The organism is Erythrobacter mangrovi (assembly GCF_013260645.1).
Classification (GTDB): domain Bacteria; phylum Pseudomonadota; class Alphaproteobacteria; order Sphingomonadales; family Sphingomonadaceae; genus Qipengyuania; species Qipengyuania mangrovi.
The window spans coordinates 1,220,196-1,240,492 of the sequence record NZ_CP053921.1; the positions used below are offsets into that span (position 1 = coordinate 1,220,196).

The window sequence follows — 20,297 nt, forward strand, 5'->3', positions numbered from 1 at the left end:
AGACTCATGACCTCCAATCGCCGAACCTTCGCGATCATTTCGCACCCTGACGCGGGCAAGACCACGCTGACCGAAAAACTGCTGCTGCAGGGCGGCGCGATCCATCTTGCCGGCGAGGTCAAGGCGCGCGGGCAGGCTCGGCGGGCGCGATCGGACTGGATGAAGATCGAGCAGCAGCGCGGCATCTCGGTGACCAGTTCGGTGATGACCTTCGAGAAGGATGGGATCACCTTCAACCTGCTCGACACGCCGGGGCACGAAGACTTCTCGGAAGACACCTACCGCACGCTGACCGCGGTCGACTCCGCCATCATGGTGATCGACGCGGCCAAGGGTATCGAGCCGCAGACGCGCAAGCTGTTCGAGGTTTGCCGGTTGCGCAGCGTGCCGATCATCACCTTCGTCAACAAGGTCGATCGCGAAGGCCGTTCGCTGTTCGAGATACTCGACGAGGTCGCCGATGCGCTGGCGCTCGACGTGTCGCCGCAGTCGGCGCCGCTCGGCATGGGAGGGCTGTTTACCGGCATCCTCGATTTTGCCAGCGATACCGTCACCCGCCCTGAGGGCGACAGCCGCGAATATCTGGGCAAGCGCGAAGCGTTTGCGGGCGTTGCGGGCGATCTGCCCGGTGATCTGGCGGAAGAGATCGAGCTGGTCCGCGAAGGTTATCCCGAATTCGACCTCGAGGCCTACCGCCACGGCGACCTGACGCCGGTCTTCTTCGGCTCGGCGCTCAAGAACTTCGGGGTTGAGGAGCTGATCGCGGCCATCGCCAAATGGGCGCCGCCGCCGCGCCCTCAGCCTGCCGGTGAGGAGCAGATATCGCCCGACCGGGACGAGGTCACCGGATTCATCTTCAAGGTTCAGGCCAACATGGATCCCAACCACCGCGATCGCATCGCCTTCATGCGGCAGGTGTCGGGTACCTTCAAACGCGGCATGAAGCTGACACCCTCGGGCCTCGGCAAGCCGATCGCGATCCATTCGCCGATCCTGTTCTTTGCGCAGGACCGCGAACTGGCCGACACGGCGGAGGCGGGCGACATCATCGGCATTCCCAACCACGGCACGCTGCGCGTGGGGGATACGCTGAGCGAGAAGAACCAGGTCCGTTTCACCGGCCTGCCCAATTTCGCGCCGGAAATCCTGCGCCGCATCGTGCTGGTCGACCCGACCAAGACCAAGCAGCTCAGGAAGGCGCTCGACGACCTCAGCGAAGAAGGGGTGATCCAGGTCTTCTATCCCGAGATCGGCGGACAGTGGATCGTCGGCGTGGTCGGCCAGCTCCAGCTCGACGTGCTCGTCTCGCGGCTCGAGGCAGAATACAAGGTTGGCGCCAATCTCGAAGCCTCGCCTTTCGCTACCGCACGCTGGCTCAAGGGCGACCAGAAGGCGATGGACGAGTTCGAGAAGTTCAATCGCGCCAACCTGGCGCGTGACCGCGATGGCGACCTGGTGTTCATGGCCAAGAGCCCGTGGGACGTCGGTTACCAGCAGGAAAAGAACCCCGACCTGACCTTCTCGGCAACGAAGGAACGGTGAGGTTGCGCCCAGGCTGGCTTCGCGGCAAATGCCTCGCATGACGCTCCAGCCTGGCCCCACTTCGCAGACCTTCATCTCGCAGCGGCTTCGGCTGCACTATCTCGACTGGGGCAATCGCGGGAAACCGCCACTGGTGCTGGTCCATGGTGGGCGCGACCATGCGCGTAGCTGGGATTGGGTGGCCGAGCAGCTGCGCGACGATTGGCATGTGGTGGCGATGGATCACCGTGGGCATGGCGATTCGGATTGGGTCTCCGACGGCAATTATTCCGCCGGAGACATGGTCTATGACCTTGCGCAGCTGATCCACCAGCTTGGTGTTGGCCCGATAACGATCGTTAGTCATTCGATGGGCGGCAATGTCTCGCTGCGCTACGCGGGGACCTTCCCTGACATGGTGAAGAAGATCGTCGCCATCGAAGGCCTCGGCCCAAGCCCCAAGCGCCAGGCCGAAATGCGCGCGAAGCCTTATCCCGAGCGGCTCAACGAATGGATCGGCAAGAAGCGCGCCGCCTCCGGCCGTAGCCCGCGCAAGTATGAGAGCATCGAGACCGCCTTCGCCCGGATGATCGAGGAGAACAGCTACCTCACCGAGGAGCAGGCCCGTCACCTCACCATCCACGGGGTCAATCGCAACGAGGATGGCACCTATAGCTGGAAGTTCGACCCGCATCTCAATGTCTGGCCGGTCGAGGATGTGGCCGACGAGTTCCTGCACCAGACCTGGGCCGCAATCACCGCGCCGACGTTGTTGCTCTATGGCGCGAACAGCTGGGCATCGAACCCCGAGGGCGACGGACGGCTCGAGCATTTTGCCAATGCCAAGGTGATCGAGTTCGCCGATGCCGGGCACTGGTTGCACCATGACCAGTTCGACCTGTTCATGCAGACCTTGCGGGAGTTCCTCTGATGGCGGATTTCTTCGATCAGCTCGACGACAAGCATATCGCAATGATCGCGAAGCAGCCCATGTTCTTCGTCGCCACGGCGACCGAGGGCGCGCGCATCAACCTCAGCCCCAAGGGCTATGACGCCTTCCGCGTGCTGGGGCCGACGCAAGTCGCCTATCTCGACCTGGGCGGCTCGGGGAACGAAACCCACGCGCACCTGGCCGCCGACGGGCGGATCACGGTGATGTTCTGCAATTTCGAGCAACCGGCGTTGATCCTGCGCATCTACGGACGGGGTCGGGCGGTTCTGCCGCAGGATGCCGAATGGGACGACCTGGCCGCACATTTCGACCTCATCACCGGTACCCGTCAGATCTTCGTGATCGACATCGAAAGCATCCAGACCAGCTGCGGTTGGGGCGTGCCCTTCATGGAATTCCGCGAAGAACGCGCGACGCTGAAGAAGGCGCATGCGCAGATGGAGCCCGAGGCCTGGGTGGAGCGGGTGGCCGGCCGCACGCAAAGCATCGACGGTCTCCCGACCCGGCAGACCGATCGGTTCATCGAGGCCGACAACGGGTAAGTGCAACTCACTTTCGCCAGCTACAACATCCACAAGGCGGTCGGAACCGACCGCCGCCGCGACGCCGACCGCATCCTGCGGGTCTTGCACGAAGTCGATGCCGACATCATCGCGCTGCAGGAAGTCGACCGCCGTATCGGCGATCGTGCCACGGTCCTCTCGCGCGCGGCGATCGACGATACTCATTGGCGCGTGGTCGAAGTGGCGCGGCGCCCGCGCAGCATCGGCTGGCATGGCAATGCCTTGCTGGTGCGGCGCGAATTCGAGATCGTCGAAGGTGAAGCGCTCGAACTACCCACGCTCGAACCGCGCGGGGCGGCCTGCGGGGAGATCCTGGTCAACGGCAAGGCGCTAAGGATCATCGGCACGCATCTCGATCTCTCCGGCTTGCGCCGTCGCGACCAGATCCGCGCGCTGCTCGACCGGACGCAGGCCTGCGATCGTGGCTTGCCCACGGTGATCATGGGGGATTTCAATCAGTGGGGCCGGCAGACCGGCGCCATGCGCGAATTTGACGGCGGCTGGCAGGTGGTCACTCCCGGACGCAGCTATCCAAGCCGCCAACCGATCGCCACGCTCGACCGTATCGTCGCGACGGAACATTGGCGCTGTCTCGACGCGCAGGTCCATCACACGGCGCTGTCCGCCGTCGCATCGGACCATCTTCCAGTGACCGCCAGACTCGAATTGATCAATTCTTAGGCGCACGCCTAAAAAATAAGCATCAGAGTCCGCCCCCGGCCTATCGGACCCCAATACTCGCGCCCTGCGGGCAGTTTGGCACGCTTCATGCTGCGTTTGCGAAGACCGGTGCTGGGGCCGGCGCAGACATGAGGGGTGAACGCGTGAAATTCATCATCGCTGTCATCAAGCCATTCAAGCTCGACGAAGTGCGCGAAGCGCTCGGTTCGATCGGCGTGGCCGGAATGACCGTGTCCGAGGTCAAGGGCTTCGGGCGCCAGAAGGGGCAGACCGAGATTTATCGGGGTGCCGAATATTCGACCAACATGCTGCCGAAGGTGAAGCTGGAAATCGCTGCCAGCGACGATCTCGCGCCGCAGGTGGTTGAAACCATCCAGCAGGCTGCGAGCACCGATGCCATCGGCGATGGCAAGATCTTCGTGCTCGATCTCGCCAGCGCCACCCGCATCCGCACCGGCGAAACCGGCGACACCGCCCTGTGAAGACGATGAAGGGATCCACCATGCTTCGCACACTCACCCGCGCGGGCGCCGCTGGCCTCGCGCTTCTCGCGCCCGTAGCGGCCTTTGCGCAGGAGGCGGCCGAAGCCGCCGCGCCTGTACCGAACCCGGGCAACAATGCCTGGATGATGACATCGACCATTCTCGTCCTACTGATGATCCTTCCGGGGCTGGCGCTGTTCTACGGCGGCCTGACCCGGTCCAAGAACATGCTGTCGACCATGACGCAGGTCGGTGCCACGGCAGCACTTGCCATGCTCATCTGGGTCATGTGGGGCTATTCGCTCGCCTTCGGCGACACCACCTACGACGGCACACTCGGCCTCTTTGTCAGTGGTGGCAGCTATTTCCTCACAGGCATGGACGCGGCGAGCACTGCCGCGACCTTCACCGATGAGGTGATCAGCAAATACGTCTTCGTCAGCTTCCAGATGACCTTCGCTGCGATCACTGCAGCGCTGATCCTGGGTGCTACGGCCGAGCGCATGAAGTTCAACGCAGTGATGGCTTTCGTGCCGCTGTGGCTCACGATCGTCTACTTCCCGATCGCGCACATGGTGTGGGCGGGCGGCGGCCTGCTGTTTGAAGACGGCGCACTCGACTTTGCCGGCGGCACCGTGGTGCACATCAATGCAGGCGTTTCCGGCCTCGTGCTCGCCTACCTGCTGGGCAAGCGCAAGGGCTATCCCGCCGAACCGATGCCGCCGCACAGCATGACCCTGACCATGGTTGGCACCGGCCTGCTGTGGGTGGGTTGGTTCGGCTTCAACGCCGGTTCGGCGCTCGAGGCCGACGGTTCGGCTGGCCTGGCGATGATCAATACCTTCGTCGCCACCGCTGCCGGCGCGCTGACCTGGATGGTGATCGAGCGCGCAGCCGGTCACAAGGGGTCGGCACTGGGCTTCTGTTCGGGCGTTATCGCTGGCCTGGTCGCGGTGACCCCCGCAGCCGGGAACAGCGGCCCGTTCGGCGCCATCCTGCTCGGGATCCTGGCCTCCGCCGTCTGTTATTTCGCGGTGGCCAAGGCCAAGGCGAAGTTCGGCTACGACGACTCGCTCGATGCTTTCGGCATCCACGGCATCGGCGGGATCGTCGGTGCGATCGGCACGGCGGTCGTCTACCAGCCTTTCCTCGGCGGCCCTGGCGACGGTTCGACTGCGCTCAGCGCCCAGCTCGGCGTGCAGGTCTTCTCGGTGGTCGTCACGATCGCCTGGGCGGGTATCGGCACCCTCCTTGCTGGCGGCCTGGTCAAGGCGCTCATCGGTCTCAGGGTTTCGGAAGAAACCGAGTTCGACGGCCTCGACATCGGCGAGCATGGGGAGCGCGCCTACAACTAACCACCAGTTTGGCGGGGGCGCCGCCTCTCTCCTCTCCTCTCTCGAGGTGCCCCCGCCTAACCATGTTCCTCCTGCGAACATCAACTCACGAAGGGCCGGAGCCAGACTCCGGCCCCTTTTTTGTGTCCGCTGAGTGTGTGACGCCAATGCTACGGCTTGCGGGCGATTTTCATGCCCCCTTGCACGGACAGTTGCATTGATCCTGCAACTGATTCACTTCCGCCGAGTTGGCCGGGCCCGTGCCCGGTCGTGGAGGAGAGAAAACATGACCCCCATCACTACCAGGCGCGCATCGCGCGCCGCCGCGCTGCTCGCCAGTTGCGGTCTGGTTGCTCTGGCAGCCCCTGCCTTCGCGCAGGACGCGGAAGAGGGCGAAGAGACCGGCAACGTCATCATCGTTACAGCGACCAAGCGCGATTCGACGATTCAGGACGTTCCGTTCTCGATCAACGCCCAGACCCAGGAAGACATCCAGCGCTCGGGCGCAGGCACGCTCGAAGACCTTTCGCGCAATGTCGCTGGTCTTTCGGTGCAGAACCTCGGCCCAGGCCAGAGCCAGGTTTCGGTGCGCGGCGTTTCGGCCGGGCAGATTGTCCGTGACCAGCCCGGCGTGAAGGAACAAGTCGGCGTGTATCTCGACGAAAGCGTGATCTCGCTGTCGCTGTTCACCCCCGATCTCGACCTGTTCGACCTCAACCGCGTCGAGACCCTGCGCGGCCCACAGGGCACACTGTTCGGTTCGGGCAGCGTCGGCGGTACCATCCGCTACATCACCAACCAGCCGAAGATCGGCGTGACCGAAGGGCTGGTTGAGGGCAACATCAACCTCGTCGACGGTGACGACCTCGGCTGGCACCTCAAGGGTGCGCTGAACGCACCGCTGGGCGAACGTGCCGCGCTGCGCGCAGTTGCCTATTACACCCAGTACGGCGGTTTCATCGACGCGATCGGCCCCGCCGGTGGCGAGGATATCAATGGCGGCGAACGCTATGGCGGCCGCCTGGCGCTCACCATCGATACCGGTGAAGGGTTCAAGATCACGCCGCGTATCGTCTACCAGAAGGTGAAGGCGGACGGTTTCAACCGGCAGGAAATCTGGAACCTCTACGCCAATCCCGATACCACCACCCGGCCCACCGTGGAGTTCAATGAGCGTGAGCAGTACCTGCTGCTACGCGAAGCCTTCGAGGATGAGACGATCATCGCCGACCTCGTGGTCGAGGCGGAACTCGGTCCGGTGACCATGACTTCGGTCAGCAGCTACACCAACCGTGATATCCTCGTCAGTCGCGATGCCAGCGCCCTTACCGGCTCGGTCTCGGTCGACCTCGGCTATCCCGATGCGGGCGTGCTGCTGCCGTCGAACCTGGTCGACACCACCGATGTCGAATCGATCACGCAGGAAGTGCGCTTCGCCTCGAACGGCTCGGGCCCGCTGCAGTGGGTCATCGGCGGCTTCTATTCGCAGACCGACCGCTTCTATCGCCAACGCCTGCCCACCCCGGGCTATGACGCCGTGACCGATGCGGTTCTCGGTGCCGGCACTTCGGCGGCAGTGGCCAACGGCTTCCCCGCAGACTCGCCCTACAACGCCGACCTGCCCTATGATCTGGAGCAGATCTCGGTCTTCGGTGAAGCGACTTACGCCCTGACCGATGCCTTCGACGTTACCCTTGGTGCGCGCTATTACGACTACAAGGAAGAACGGCAGTTCATCTCCGGCGGCCTCTTCGCCAATGGCGATAACCGTTCGGACCGCACCAAGTCGGATGGCGTCAGCCCGCGCTTGCTGCTCAGCTATGACGTCAACGACACGCTGACGCTCAATGCCCAGGCATCGAAGGGCTTCCGCCTGGGCGGCGTGAACGACCCGCTGAACATCACGCTGTGTACCCCGGCGGATGCGGACCTGTTCGGCGCATTCCAGAGCTATGAGGACGAAACGCTGTGGAACTACGAAATCGGCGCCAAGGCGCAGGGTCGTGGCTTCCATGCCAACATTGCGGGCTTCTACAACGACATTAAGAACCTGCAGGTCACGCTTGATGCCGGTAGCTGTTCGTCGCGTATCGTCTTCAACGTCGACAAGGCGCACTCGATGGGTATTGAGGCCGAATTCGGCTTCTCGCCGACCACCGGGCTCGACTTCACCTTCTCGGGCAGCGTGATCGAGGCTGAATTCGACACTACCCTGCCGGGCGCGCTGGTGACGGCAACGGGTATTCGCAACGGCAATCGCCTGCCGACCGTGCCGAAGTTCCAGTTCACCGCTGCGGGTAGCTATGAGTTCCCGGTAGCCGCGAATGCCGACGTCTATGTCGCGGCTTCGTGGAACCACGTGGGCAACCGCTATACGCAGCCTGCCGACCAGGAGAACAACCCGCGCACCTTCGTGCATGGGCTGCCGTTCGGCGGTGCCCCGGCCACTGCGTCGACCACGGTCGACCTGCAGCTGCCGTCTTACGACCTGGTGAACCTGAATGTCGGCATCGACTTCGACAGCGGCCTGTCGGTGTCGGCTTACGTCAACAACCTGTTCGACGAGAACGCGCTGCTCAGCTTCGACCGCGAACGCGGTGGCCGTGCACGCCTCGGCTACAACGTTGGCCAGCCGCGCACGATCGGCATGACGGTGCGCCAGAGCTTCTGACGCTCGGACCTGTTGCAACAAGAGAGGGGCCGGGACGCGAGTCCCGGCCCCTCTTTGTTTGTTGCGAAAGGTTCAGGCGGCGAGCGCTGCCTTGACGAAATCGGCACAGCGTTCGCCGATCATGATGCTCGGCGCATTGGTATTGCCGCTTACGAGGCGCGGCATGATGCTGGCATCGGCGATGTAAAGGCCATCGATACCGCGCGCCTTCAGCGTTTCATCGACCACTGCGTCCGCGTCGGGACCCATGCGGCACGTGCCGACCGGATGGTAGACGGTATCGGCGCGGTTGCGGATCAGCGCGTCGAGCTGCGCATCGTCGTCGAGATCGATCGGGTAGCGGTCCCGCGGTTCGTACTTCGCCAGGCTGGGCGAGGACGCGATGCGGTGTGACAGGCGCACGCCCGCGCGCATGGTCGCCAGGTCGCGCTCGTCGTCGAAGAAGTTCGGATCGATCCGCGGCGCGAGCCGTGCGTCAGGACCGTTGAGGCGCACCGTGCCCCGGCTTTCGGGACGCAGCACGCAGGCGTGGAGCGAAAAGCCGTGGCCCTTCACCTTCTCGCGCCCGTGGTCCTCCAGCATGGCGGGGACGAAGTGCCACTGCACATCGGGTGCCGGCGCGCCGGGCATCACCGTCCAGAACCCGCCTGCTTCGGCATACGGCGTGGTCATGATCCCGGTGCGCTTGCGCCGATGTTCGACAATCGCCTTGGCCATGCGCACGGTGCCGGCAAGGCTATCGCCGATGAAGTCCTTGCTCTCGGTTTCCCAACTCGAAACGTAGTCGATGTGGTCCTGCAGGTCCGAACCCACGGCCGGCCGGTCGAGCTTTACCTCGATCCCATTGTCCTTGAGATGCTGCCCCGGACCGATCCCCGAGATCATCAGGATCTGCGGCGAATTGAAGGCGCCTGCCGACAGAACCACCGCGCCGCGGGCGTGGATGGTCCGTTCCTTGAGGCCGACCGAATAGGTCACCCCGGTCACTCGGCCCTCGGTAATCTCGAGCCGCTGCACCGTGACGCCGATACGCACGTCGAGGTTCTTCGAGCCTCGCAGCGGTTCGACATAGGCGCGCGCCGATGACCAGCGCTCGCCGTTCTTCTGGGTGACCTGGTAAAGCCCGAAGCCTTCCTGCGTCGCACCGTTGAAATCCATGTTGCGCGGCAGCTGCAGCTGCGCCGCTGCCTCAACGAAGGCGAGGCTGCCCGGGTTGGGCCATTTCTGGTCGCTGACCCACAGCGGACCATCATTGTTGTGGAACTCGTCGGCACCGCGGACATTGTGTTCGGCGCGCTTGAAGTAGGGGAGCACGTCCTCGTAGCTCCAGCCCGAGCAGCCGAGCGCCGCCCAATTGTCGTAGTCCCACTGGTTGCCGCGGATATAGACCATGGCGTTGATCGCGGATGAGCCGCCCAGCCCGCGTCCGCGCGGCTGGTAGCCGATGCGACCGTTGAGCCCCTTCTGCGGCACCGTCTCATAGCGATAGTTCGATGCATCGCGCAGGAAGGGCATGAAGCCGGGCGTCTTGATCAGGAAATTGTCGTTCCGTGGCCCCGCTTCCAGCAGGCAGACACGCTTGCCTGCCTCTGCCAGGCGGCCGGCCACGGCGCTGCCCGCGCTGCCCCCGCCGACAACGATAATATCGAATTCATCCATGATTACTCCTCTCGATTCGAGAGGTTAGGCAGGCTCCGTCTCGCCCGCAATCGGGTTTTCGGTTGAAACGGGATTTCCCGTCTGTGCCTGTCGTGTTGCCCAGCTCTCGCGGATCATATCGCTGGTTTCGCGGCTGCCGTCATGGGTCCAGCCCGGTTCGCGGAGCAAGTAGGACAGCTTGTGCTTCCACGGCGCGCGCCACATGTCCTGCACGATCCCGATCCATTCGTGGAACACGCTCCACAACAGGTTGAAGCTGCCGAGCTGCTTGACGATGCCATAGCGGATCTTCTCGTCGCGGCTTTCCGGCTCGAAGGTCCCGAACATCCGGTCCCAGACGATAAATACTCCCGCATAGTTGCGGTCGAGGTAGCGCGGGTTGGTCGCATGGTGGACGCGGTGGTGGCTCGGCGTGTTCATCACTGCCTCGAACCAGCGCGGCATGCGATCGATCGCCTCGGTATGAATCCAGAACTGGTAGATCAGGTTGAAGCCGCCGCAGATCGCGATCATCACCGGATGGAAGCCCAGCAGCACCATCGGCAGCTTGAAGGCGAAGCCGAGGGTCAAGAAGCCGGTCCAGGTCTGCCGCAAGGCGGTGGACAGGTTGTAATGCTGGCTCGAATGGTGGTTCACGTGGCTCGCCCAGAACCAGCGCACCCGGTGGCCGAAACGGTGGACCCAGTAATAGGCCAAGTCGTCGAGCACGAAGCAGGCGGCCCAGGCCCACCAGGCCCAGGGAACCTCGAACAGGCGGAACTGCCAGGTCCACAGGAACAGCGCGAGAAAGACACCGCCCGTCAACAGGCCTGCCACCGTACTGCCCAGACCGAAGGCAAGGCTGGTGAGCGTGTCCTTGGGTTCATAGGCATCGGGCCGCTTGCGCCTGGCCCACAGCATCTCGAGCAGGACCAGCGCCACGAAGCCGGGCACGGCATAGTCGACGGGAGAGAAGTCGGGCATGTCAGCGGCTTCCTTGGGCGTTGATTTCACGAGCCCATTGCTGGGGATTGGGAACGGTCAGTCGAGCCTGCCCATAGCGCCGCTCGCCGCTGTCGACGACCAAGGCCTCGCCATCGAGTTGGGCCCTCGCGCCTGCGGCAAGGATGCGTCCGGCAAAATGGGTGCCGTGGGGGCGGAGCAGCAAGACGCGGCCGGCCGCGTCGCGCATCAGAGCCCCGTAGCCTTCGCGGTCGAGCGCAATGGCGACCGGCGCATAGCCGCTGACCGCCTCGTCAGCCGCACGGCGGGCTTCCGATTCGTCATGCAACCGTGGCTGCGGACCCAGCTTCAACCAGCGCGCGACCCAGGCGAGCGCAAGAATGGCGACAAGCGATCCGACAAACTGGAGCAGGGCGGGTGAGAGATTCATGGCGAGGCGGATTGGCACGAGCTGTTGATTACGGCAAGCATGCAGGATGTGGGAGATATCGATGAAACTTGCCAGTACCGCCATTGCCTTGTCGCTGATTGCCACTCCGCTTGCCGCACAACAGGCCGACCCCTTGGCAGAGGTGGCGGTGCAGGGCGATCGCACCGCACGCGTCGCCAAGCAGATCTGGGATTGGGCAGAGCTTGGCTACCAGGAGGGCCGCTCTTCCGGCCTGCTGCAGGACGAATTGGAGAGCGAAGGCTTTGCCGTCACCGCGGGCGTTGCCGGCATTCCGACTGCGTTCGTGGCCGAATGGAGATCGAAGGGGGACAAGGATGGTCCGGTCATCGCGATCCTCGCCGAATATGACGCCCTGCCGGGAATCACCCAGTCCACTTCCGCGACTCGCGATCCGGTCGCGGACAAGCACGCCGGGCATGCCTGTGGTCACAACCTGTTCGGCGCCGGGTCCCTGACTGCGGCGATCGCGGTGAAGCGCTGGCTCGAGAAGACGGGGACGCCGGGCACGATCCGCCTCTACGGCACCCCGGCGGAGGAAGGCGGTTCGGGCAAGGTCTACATGACCCGTGCGGGGCTGTTCGAAGACGTCGATTTCGCGATCAACTGGCATCCGGACAGCATCAACAGCGCCGCAGCGGAAACCAGCCTTGCCAATCGTTCGGCCAAGTTCCGCTTCCACGGCGTATCAGCCCATGCTGCCGGCGCTCCGGAGCGCGGGCGCAGCGCGCTCGACGGGGTCGAGGCGATGAACATGATGGTCAACCTGATGCGCGAACACACCGATATGAACACGCGCATCCACTACGTCATCACCAGCGGCGGGTCGGCGCCCAATGTCGTTCCCGATTTCGCCGAGGTCTTCTACTACGTCCGTCATTCGGATGCCGATGAGGTCCGGGCGCTGTGGACCCGGCTGGAAGCCGCGGCCAAGGGCGCGGCGCTGGGCACCGGGACCGAAGTCGATTGGGAAATCATCCATGGCAACAATTCGCTGCTGCCGATCGAAGCGCTGGCCAAGGTGATGGATGCCAAGCTGCGCAGCCTCGGCGGTATCGAATACACGGCAGAGGAAAAGGCCTTCGCCGAACAGATAGCCAAGAGCTTCGGAGATCGTGCGGTGCCGGTCGAGAATGCGGCGACAATCCAACCCTATGGCAAGTCGTTGGGCTACGGGTCGACCGATGTCGGTGATGTGTCCTGGGCGACGCCCACCGTCGGTCTCAACACCGCGACATGGGTGCCCGGCACCAGCGCGCATAGTTGGCAGGCGGTCGCGGCGAGCGGATCTTCGATCGGTTTCAAGGGTGCGCAGCTGGCCGCCAAGGCGATGACGCTGATGGCCGTCGAGCTGTACACCAATCCCGAACTGCGCACTGCCGCGCGGGCAGAATTCGATGCAGCGCGTGGGCCCAACTACCGTTACGAATCGCTGCTGGGCGACCGCGACCCGCCGCTCGATTATCGCAAATAGTCAGCCGCGTGCGCGGGCGGCGAGCATGTCCATGGCCGGGCGGACCGGGCTGACATCGTAGCCAGCCGCCTGCGCTGCGGCAGCGATCGAGTCGGGATCGCCGCCCTCGCCGGCCTGCGCCAGCGACCAAAGCAGCGTGGAACGCGTGCCCGACCGGCAGAAGCCTAGCACCGGACCGGTGGTTTTCGCGAGGGCTTCGGTGAGCGCCGCCACCTGCGGTTCGCTGAAACCGGCCGAGGTCACCGGAATGGCGACATAGTCCATCCCTGCTGCCCGTGCGGCCGCCTCGATCTCCGCGCCTTCGGGCTGGTCGGGTGCTTCGCCGTCGGGCCGGTTGTTGATCACCAGCGTCACCCCCATGGCTGCCGCTTCGGCAATATCTTCGACCGAGACTTGCGGGCTGGCAAAGAAACTGTCGGACAGCTTGCGAAAATCGCTCATGCGGCTTCTCCACGGGGCTGAGGCGCGGCAGTGGCCTCCGGGTGCGATCGCCTTGCCAATTCGTGATGATGCACGCAAGCGAAAGGAAGCAAGGCCGCGCTTGGCGAAAATGTCACATTTTTGCGTCACAGGCGGCATGTCTGCTAAATCATTCGCGCGCGACGTCGTTTCGCGCTATGACCTTGCGAAGATGAGGCTGTTTGCGCGAGTTGTGCGGCAGCCACTGCCCGGCGCGTCCTGCAGCCCCCGCGCATGGCAGATCGAACAATGGGCGGCACGAAGGTACTATTCGAGTTATGGGTTACGACAGAGGGCGCCGTCGCGGACGGGACAAGCGCGACGGTTTCGGGGAGGACGGTTTCGACCCATTCGGTGGACCGCCCGCGGACTTTGCTCCGCACAATACATTTCGTGACGACCGCGGTGGCGGTGATCGCTTCGGCGGTGGTGGCGACCGTTTCGGCGGCGGCAATCGCGGCGGTGGCGGTGGCGGCGGCTTCGGCGGCGGCCCTCGTGGCGGCGGCGGCGGCGGCGGCGGCGGTTTCAACCGCATGCCGGCCCAGGTCGTGGGCACCGGCAAGGGCACGGTGAAGTTCTTCAACGGCCAGAAGGGATTCGGCTTTATCCAGCAGGATAGCGGTGGCGAGGACGTTTTTGTCCACATCAGCGCTGTCGAGCGGGCCGGCCTCGAGGGACTTGCCGAAGGGCAGGAGCTCGAGTTCAACCTCGTCGATCGCGGTGGCAAGGTTTCGGCGCAGGACCTGCAGGTCGTCGGCGATGTCATCCCCGTACAGCAGCGCGCTGGCGGCGGTGAGCGCGAAGCTGCTCCGCGCCGCGAACTGACCGGCGAGAAGGCGACGGGGACGGTGAAGTTCTTCAATTCGATGAAGGGCTTCGGCTTCCTCACTCGTGACGATGGCCAGCCGGACGCATTCGTTCACATCAGCGCTGTCGAGCGGTCGGGCCTGTCCGGACTGAACGAAGGCGAACGCTACGAGTTCGATCTCGAAGTCGACCGACGAGGCAAGTATTCGGCGGTCAACCTCGTTCCCGCATCGGAGTGAGGCGGCAGACCGCGATCCGGTTTGACCCGGGACGCGAGACGCAATAGATCGCTGGCAAACACGCGAATGGCGGTTCCTTGGGGACCGCCATTTGTCTTTGACCCTAAATGCCTTTTCGCGAATCCCCTGGGAGGAACCATGTCGATTACACCGCTGATGCCCGTCTATCCCCGTTGCGGGGTGCGCCCGGTCAAGGGAGAGCATTGCCACCTGATCGACGAGGACGGCACCCGCTACCTCGACTTCGCCAGCGGCATCGCGGTCAACCTGCTCGGCCACAGCCACAAGGGCCTGATCGGCGCGATCCAGAAGCAGGCCGAGACGCTGATGCACGTCTCGAACCTCTATGGCAGCCCGCAGGGCGAGGCGCTGGCCCAGCGCCTGGTCGACAAGACCTTTGCCGATACGGTGTTCTTCACCAATTCGGGCGCCGAGGCAGTCGAATGCGCGATCAAGACCGCGCGCGCCTATCACCAGCATGTCGGCAATGACGACAAGTTCGAGCTGATCACCTTCACCAACGCCTTCCACGGCCGCACGATGGCAACCATCAGCGCTTCGAACCAGGAGAAGATGCACAAGGGCTTCATGCCCCTGCTCGCCGGGTTCAAATATGCCGAGTTCGACGATCTCGAAAGCGCTAAGGCGCAGATGGGCCCGAACACTGCGGGCTTCCTGGTCGAACCGATCCAGGGCGAGGGCGGCATCCGTCCGGGTTCGGAAGAGTTCATTCGCGGCCTGCGCCAGCTCGCCGACGAAAACGACCTGATGCTGGTGTTCGACGAGGTCCAGTGCGGCGTTGCCCGCACCGGCAAGCTCTACGCCTACGAACACTACGGTATCGAACCGGACATCATGGCCACTGCCAAGGGTATCGGCGGCGGCTTCCCGCTAGGCGCCTGTCTCGCGACCGAGAAGGCCGCGCGCGGCATGGGTTTTGGCACGCATGGCTCGACCTATGGCGGCAACCCGCTGGCGATGGCCGCGGGCATGGCGGTGATGGATGCCGTCGCCAACGACGAATTCCTCGCCGAAGTGACGGAGAAGGGCGAGCGCCTGCGCACCCGCCTTGAACAGTTCATCGGCAATTACCCCGAACTGTTCGAACTGGTCCGCGGCAAGGGCCTGATGCTCGGCCTCAAGATGAAGGTCGAAAGCCGGCCCTTCTTCGTCCACCTGCGCGACAATCACCAGCTGCTGACCGTGGCGGCCGGCGATAACACGCTGCGCGTCCTGCCGCCGCTGGTGGCGGGCGACGCCGAGTTCGACGAATTCTTCGACAAGCTCTCCGCCGGTGCGGCGAGCTTCGATCCGGGGGCCTGACGATGAGCGGCGGTGACGCGCTCGACCTGGCCCCGGCGGTGAGGAACTTCCTCGACCTGTCGGACGCGGGCGGGGATACGATCGCCGCCATGCTCGCCGATGCGCAGGACCGCAAGGCGGCGCGTGCCGGCTGGCCAAAGGGACGGCCTGATTCGGACGCCCCGCTGGCCGGTCACGTGCTGGCGATGATCTTCGAGAAGAACTCGACCCGCACGCGGGTGAGCTTCGACATCGCCATGCGCCAGCTTGGGGGCAGCTCGCTGATCCTCGATTCGGGAACCAGCCAGCTTGGCCGGGGTGAAAGCATCGCGGACACCGCGCGCGTGCTCAGCCGCATGGTCGATGCGATCATGATTCGCACCGACGACCATGCCAAGGCCGAGGAACTGGCGCATTACGCGCATGTGCCCGTCATCAACGGGCTCACCGACCGGTCGCATCCCTGCCAGATCGTCGCCGATCTGCTGACCATGGTCGAACAGGGCAAGGCGCTTCCTGGCCTCGAGGTCGCCTGGCTGGGTGATGGCAACAATGTGCTGCACTCGATCCTCGAGGCGGCCGGTATCTTCAAGTTCAACGTCCGCGTCGGCACGCCGCAGGGGTATGAACCCGATGCGGAGTTCGTCGCCATGGCGCGGGCCGGCGGGGCGCGAGTCACCTTGACCCAGGACGCCGCCGAAGCGGCCGCAGGTGCCGACATCGTCGTGACCGACACCTGGGTTTCGATGGGGCAGGAGCATGTGCATAACAAGCTCGCCGCGATGGAGCCCTTCCGCGTCGATGCGAAGCTGATGGCTCGCGCCAATCCCGATGCGCGCTTCCTCCACTGCCTGCCCGCCCATATCGGTGACGAGGTCAGCGAAGAGGTGTTCGAGAGCGAGCAATCGGTTGTTTTCGATGAAGCCGAGAACCGGATTCACGCGCAGAAATCGGTGCTGCTGTGGTGTTTCGGCAAGCTCTGAAACACCCCTAACAATCGCGCTTGCCTTGCCCCATATGGCGGCGATGACTGATTCCGAGCACAATCCCGCCGAAACCTATTCGGAGCGCCTGCTGGGCTTCACCATCCCCTCGCGGAATGCGCGGGGGCGGCTGGTGCGGCTCGACCGGACGCTCGATGCGATCCTGTCGGCGCACGACTATCCCGCCCCAATCACTCACCTGCTGGCCGAGGCGCTGGTCCTGGCTACCCTGATGGGCGGCCTGCTCAAGGACGGGGGATCGCAGGTCACGATGCAGGCGCAGACTGAAGCGGGCGCGGTCAAGCTGCTCGTCTGCGACTACAAGGACGGCGACCTGCGCGGCTATGTCGACTTTGATGCCGATGCGCTGGCCGAGCTGGGTGCCAACCCCTCGCTGTTCGCGCTGTTCGGCAAGGGTTATCTTGCGATCACCTTCGACATGGCAAAGGGCAAGGGCCGCTATCAGGGCATCGTCCCGCTGGAGGGCGGGAGCCTTTCCGAAGCGTGCGAGAACTACTTCTTCCAGTCGGAGCAGGTGCCGACACTGATTCGCTGTGCCGTACGCTCGGACGGCAGTGCCTGCGTAGCCGCGGGCCAGCTGGTCCAGCACCTGCCCGATGGCGAGGAAGGGCGCGAACGCCTGCATGCCCGGCTCGACCATCCAGAATGGGAGCACGTCGCAGTCTTGGCGGGGTCACTCCGCCATGACGAACTGCTCGATCCCGAGCTTTCGCTCGAAGCGATCACCTGGCGCCTGTTCCACGAGGAAGAGCAGGTCAGGGTGCAGCCCGGCTCGGCGATCGAGCGTGGGTGCCGTTGCACGGTCGAGCATTACCGCCAGGTCATCGCCCGTTTCCCGGAGGAAGATCGCGCCGACATGCGCAATGAAGCCGGGGAAATCGTCGTCGATTGCGCCTTCTGCTCGAAGCAGTTCACCATCGCCGCGTAACGGTGTGTCGATGTTATACAACGGTTAATCGCAGATTTGCTCTATTGGAAGCGAATCACGGAGGCGACTGAAGCTGTTGGTACGCGAAAGGTTTGTGAAGGAAATGAGCCGCAAGGGAATGCTTATGGTGCTTGCAACGCCGCTCTTGGCGCTTGCGGTGCCTGTGCTCGCCCAGGCCTCGCTGGCCATGCTCGATTCGCTCGACAAGGGCGGATGGGAGCTTCGCTATCGCGACGGCACGGCGATGCGCAAGGTATGCGTCAAGACGGGGCGTGAGTTCATCCAGCTGCGCCACACCGATTCCGGCTGCAACCGCTTCGTGGTCGAAGACGGCACCAATGAGGTGACCGTACAATATACCTGCCGCGGCAATGGCTACGGGCGAACGAACATCCGCAAGGAAAGCGGCATCCTCGTCCAGATCGACAGCCAGGGCATCGCCGATGGCAAGCCCTTCCAGTTTTCGGCCGAAGGTCGCCGCTCGGGATCGTGCAGCTGACGGTTGCCGCTCATCGCGTTCCGTCCTAGCGGCAAGCCATGACGAATGACGACAAGGCGCAGCCCGGCCCGGCGGTCGTGCTGCTTTCAGGCGGGCTCGATTCGATGGTCACCGCGGCGATTGCGCGCGAACGCGGCCATGCGCTCCACGCGCTGAGCATCGACTATGGCCAGCGTCACCGCCGCGAACTTGAGTCGGCGCAGGCGATTGCGGAACGGTTGGGGGTGGAACGCCATGTGATGCTGCCGCTCGACCTGCGGCGGTTCGGTGGCTCGGCGCTGACCGATGATATCGACGTCCCGAAGTCCGGGGTCGGCAGCGATATTCCGGTGACCTATGTCCCGGCCCGCAATCTCGTCTTCCTTGCGCTCACCACGGCCCTTGCCGAGAGTTCGGGCTCGCGCGACATCTTCATCGGGGTCAATGCACTCGACTATTCGGGTTACCCCGACTGTCGGCCTGAATTCATCGCGAGCTTTGCCGAAACTGCGCGACTTGGGACCAAGCAAGGGGTCGAGGGTGCGCCCTTCACGATCCACGCACCACTGCAGCACATGACCAAGGCGGATATTGCGCGCGAGTGCCACCGGCTCGGGCTCGATCCGGCGTGGAGCTGGTCCTGCTATGATCCCTTGCCGGATGGGACCGCCTGCGGAGCCTGCGATTCCTGTCGTTTGCGGCGAAAGGGGTTTGACGAAGCGGGGCTTATCGATACGACACGTTACGCAGAAGGAATGCCTTCGCTAACGGAGTAGGGATTTGACCGAGACGACCGACGCCGCCGCGCAGGCAGACCTTCCGGCAGCAGCGGTGGGGGACAAGGTTCCAGCCTATAGCTGGTATGTCCTTTTCACACTTGTCGTTGTTTACATCCTCAATTTCATCGACCGACAGATCCTTTCGATCCTTGCGGTCGACATCAAACGGGACCTCGGCCTCACCGATGGCCAGCTTGGCTTCCTCGGCGGCGCGGCCTTTGCGGTGTTCTACGCCCTGTTCGGGGTGCCGCTCGGCAGGCTGGCCGATCGCTGGCACCGGGTCCGGCTGCTGACGATCGGGCTTGCCTTGTGGTCGGCGATGACCGCCGCCTCCGGCCTGGCGCGAAACTATCTGACGCTATCCTTGGCACGCATGGGCGTTGGCGTTGGCGAAGCAACGGCCAGTCCCACCGCCTATTCGCTGATCTCGGACTATTTCCCCGCCAAGAAACGCGCGACCGCGCTCGCGATCTACTCATCCGGCCTTTACCTGGGCGGCGGTGTGTCGCTGCTGATCGGTGCGAAGATCTCGCTGGTTTGGGATACCGCTTATCCCGGCGGCGGAATCGGCGGACTGGTCGGCTGGCAGGCCGCCTTCCTGGCGGTGGGTCTCCCGGGGATCTTGATGGCGATCTGGGTTGCCACCCTGCGCGAGCCGGAGCGCCCGCCTGAGGAGCATTCGACGGGCCGCCATCCCCTGCGCGACTTCTTCGTCGACCTGTCGATGCTGCTGCCGCCCTTCACCCTGGTTCATGCAGCACGGCGTGGGATGAAGGCGCTTGTGGCCAATATTGCCTTCGCTGCCGCGATGGTTGCAGCGGCCATTTTGATGATCGGAATTACGGGCAACACCCCCCAGTGGTCGGCAATGGCTTTCGGCTATTACGCGGTGTTTTCATGGGCCGGTACGCTCAAACAGCACGATCCCGCCACCTTTAGGCTGATTTGGGGCACTCCGGCATTCATCTGCACCGCGCTGGGTTACGGGCTGGTCTCGCTCGGCGCCTATGCGCTCGCCTTCTGGGCGGCCCCCTATGCCGAGATCGTGCTCAAGCTGCCGAAAGAGGAGCTGGCCTTTATCCTGGGTGCCAATGGCGCAGCCTCCGGCTTCCTTGGCGTGATCCTCGGGGGACGGCTGTCGGACGCCCTTCGCCAGCGCCATCCGTCGGGGCGGATCCTTATGATCATGTTCGGCATCCTTGCGCCGATCATTCCGATCTGGGTGGGTTTCACCACCGAGGATGCCACGGTGTTTTACGTGATGAATTTCCTGGCTGGCCTGTTTGCCGCCACTGCCTTGGGCGCGGCAGCTGCGACTACGCAGGACCTGGTGCTTCCGCGCATGCGGGGTACGGCCACGGCCTCGTTCTTCCTCGCCACGACATTGGTCGGGCTGGCGGTCGGCCCCTATATGGTCGGCCAGATTTCCGAACTGACTGGCAGTATGCGGATCGGGGTTTTATCGCTGATCGCGGTCGCACCGATATCGTTGGGCTTGCTCATCTGGGCCTACCGCGCCCTTCCGGAAGCCGAAGCCACGATCGAGGAGCGCGCCCGGGCCGCAGGTTGACCGG

Annotated in this window: 19 protein-coding genes; 15 read left to right on the plus strand and 4 right to left on the minus strand. The window is 64.1% G+C overall.

All coding sequences use genetic code 11. The features are described 5' to 3' along the window. Positions 1–6 precede the first annotated feature (6 nt). The 7 genes from HQR01_RS06360 (at position 7) to HQR01_RS06390 (ending at position 8,204) form a co-directional block, all read left to right on the plus strand. Positions 7–1,542 (plus strand): peptide chain release factor 3, encoded by a 1,536-nt coding sequence (locus tag HQR01_RS06360; protein WP_173213598.1) that lies wholly within the window; start codon positions 7–9, stop codon positions 1,540–1,542. A gap of 37 nt (positions 1,543–1,579) precedes the next feature. Continuing rightward, positions 1,580–2,452 (plus strand): alpha/beta fold hydrolase, encoded by an 873-nt coding sequence (locus HQR01_RS06365; RefSeq protein ID WP_173213600.1) that lies wholly within the window; start codon positions 1,580–1,582, stop codon positions 2,450–2,452. Continuing rightward, positions 2,452–3,015 carry a pyridoxamine 5'-phosphate oxidase family protein gene (locus tag HQR01_RS06370; RefSeq protein WP_173213601.1) on the plus strand — a complete coding sequence of 188 codons (564 nt, stop codon included), beginning with the start codon at positions 2,452–2,454 and terminating at the stop codon, positions 3,013–3,015. The genes HQR01_RS06365 and HQR01_RS06370 overlap by 1 nt, the downstream gene beginning before the upstream one ends. After that, positions 3,016–3,717, plus strand: a complete 702-nt coding sequence (locus HQR01_RS06375) for an endonuclease/exonuclease/phosphatase family protein (protein WP_173213602.1) — start codon at positions 3,016–3,018, stop codon at positions 3,715–3,717. A 143-nt stretch (positions 3,718–3,860) separates the two neighbouring features. Next, positions 3,861–4,199, plus strand: coding sequence for a P-II family nitrogen regulator (locus tag HQR01_RS06380; protein ID WP_173213603.1), 339 nt, complete (start codon positions 3,861–3,863; stop codon positions 4,197–4,199). 20 nt (positions 4,200–4,219) lie between these two features. Then, positions 4,220–5,554: an ammonium transporter gene (locus tag HQR01_RS06385; RefSeq protein WP_173213604.1), complete on the plus strand. Its 1,335-nt coding sequence runs from the start codon at positions 4,220–4,222 to the stop codon at positions 5,552–5,554. A 265-nt stretch (positions 5,555–5,819) separates the two neighbouring features. Continuing rightward, a complete protein-coding gene (locus HQR01_RS06390) occupies positions 5,820–8,204 on the plus strand; it encodes a TonB-dependent receptor (protein WP_173213605.1) in 2,385 nt (794 codons plus the stop codon). Between the two features lie 72 nt (positions 8,205–8,276). Here the strand turns inward: HQR01_RS06390 and HQR01_RS06395 are convergent, their stop codons facing one another. Genes HQR01_RS06395 through HQR01_RS06405 form a run of 3 tightly spaced genes read right to left on the minus strand, consistent with a single transcriptional unit; the run spans position 8,277 to position 11,235 of the window. Further along, on the minus strand, positions 8,277–9,863 hold the full coding sequence (locus tag HQR01_RS06395; protein WP_173213606.1) for a GMC family oxidoreductase: 1,587 nt from the start codon (positions 9,861–9,863) through the stop codon (positions 8,277–8,279). A 24-nt stretch (positions 9,864–9,887) separates the two neighbouring features. After that, positions 9,888–10,826: a sterol desaturase family protein gene (locus HQR01_RS06400; RefSeq protein WP_173213607.1), complete on the minus strand. Its 939-nt coding sequence runs from the start codon at positions 10,824–10,826 to the stop codon at positions 9,888–9,890. Position 10,827: 1 nt separating this feature from the next. Beyond that, positions 10,828–11,235: a hypothetical protein gene (locus HQR01_RS06405; RefSeq protein ID WP_173213609.1), complete on the minus strand. Its 408-nt coding sequence runs from the start codon at positions 11,233–11,235 to the stop codon at positions 10,828–10,830. A gap of 61 nt (positions 11,236–11,296) precedes the next feature. Between HQR01_RS06405 and HQR01_RS06410 the strand changes: the two genes are divergently transcribed. After that, complete coding sequence (locus HQR01_RS06410; protein WP_173213611.1) at positions 11,297–12,727, plus strand: amidohydrolase; 1,431 nt, start codon at positions 11,297–11,299, stop codon at positions 12,725–12,727. On the opposite strand, the gene HQR01_RS06415 is transcribed toward HQR01_RS06410, so the two are convergent. After that, positions 12,728–13,168 (minus strand): TIGR01244 family sulfur transferase, encoded by a 441-nt coding sequence (locus HQR01_RS06415; RefSeq protein ID WP_173213612.1) that lies wholly within the window; start codon positions 13,166–13,168, stop codon positions 12,728–12,730. It abuts the gene before it with no gap. Positions 13,169–13,464: 296 nt separating this feature from the next. On the opposite strand from HQR01_RS06415, the gene HQR01_RS15360 reads away from it, so the two are divergent. From HQR01_RS15360 to HQR01_RS06450, 7 genes are all read left to right on the plus strand, one after another. Then, positions 13,465–14,232 carry a cold-shock protein gene (locus HQR01_RS15360; RefSeq protein WP_173213614.1) on the plus strand — a complete coding sequence of 256 codons (768 nt, stop codon included), beginning with the start codon at positions 13,465–13,467 and terminating at the stop codon, positions 14,230–14,232. Positions 14,233–14,370: 138 nt separating this feature from the next. Beyond that, positions 14,371–15,555 (plus strand): aspartate aminotransferase family protein, encoded by a 1,185-nt coding sequence (locus HQR01_RS06425; RefSeq protein WP_173213616.1) that lies wholly within the window; start codon positions 14,371–14,373, stop codon positions 15,553–15,555. A 2-nt stretch (positions 15,556–15,557) separates the two neighbouring features. Next, a complete protein-coding gene (gene argF, locus HQR01_RS06430; protein ID WP_173213618.1) occupies positions 15,558–16,517 on the plus strand; it encodes an ornithine carbamoyltransferase in 960 nt (319 codons plus the stop codon). 43 nt (positions 16,518–16,560) lie between these two features. Then, positions 16,561–17,466 (plus strand): Hsp33 family molecular chaperone HslO, encoded by a 906-nt coding sequence (gene hslO / locus HQR01_RS06435; RefSeq protein WP_173213620.1) that lies wholly within the window; start codon positions 16,561–16,563, stop codon positions 17,464–17,466. Positions 17,467–17,569: 103 nt separating this feature from the next. After that, the gene (locus HQR01_RS06440; protein WP_173213622.1) at positions 17,570–17,965 is read left to right on the plus strand and encodes a hypothetical protein; all 396 of its coding nucleotides are present in this window, start codon (positions 17,570–17,572) and stop codon (positions 17,963–17,965) included. 38 nt (positions 17,966–18,003) lie between these two features. Then, positions 18,004–18,720 carry a 7-cyano-7-deazaguanine synthase QueC gene (queC, locus tag HQR01_RS06445; RefSeq protein ID WP_173213624.1) on the plus strand — a complete coding sequence of 239 codons (717 nt, stop codon included), beginning with the start codon at positions 18,004–18,006 and terminating at the stop codon, positions 18,718–18,720. Positions 18,721–18,724: 4 nt separating this feature from the next. Continuing rightward, positions 18,725–20,293: a spinster family MFS transporter gene (locus HQR01_RS06450; protein ID WP_173213626.1), complete on the plus strand. Its 1,569-nt coding sequence runs from the start codon at positions 18,725–18,727 to the stop codon at positions 20,291–20,293. Positions 20,294–20,297: the final 4 nt, after the last annotated feature.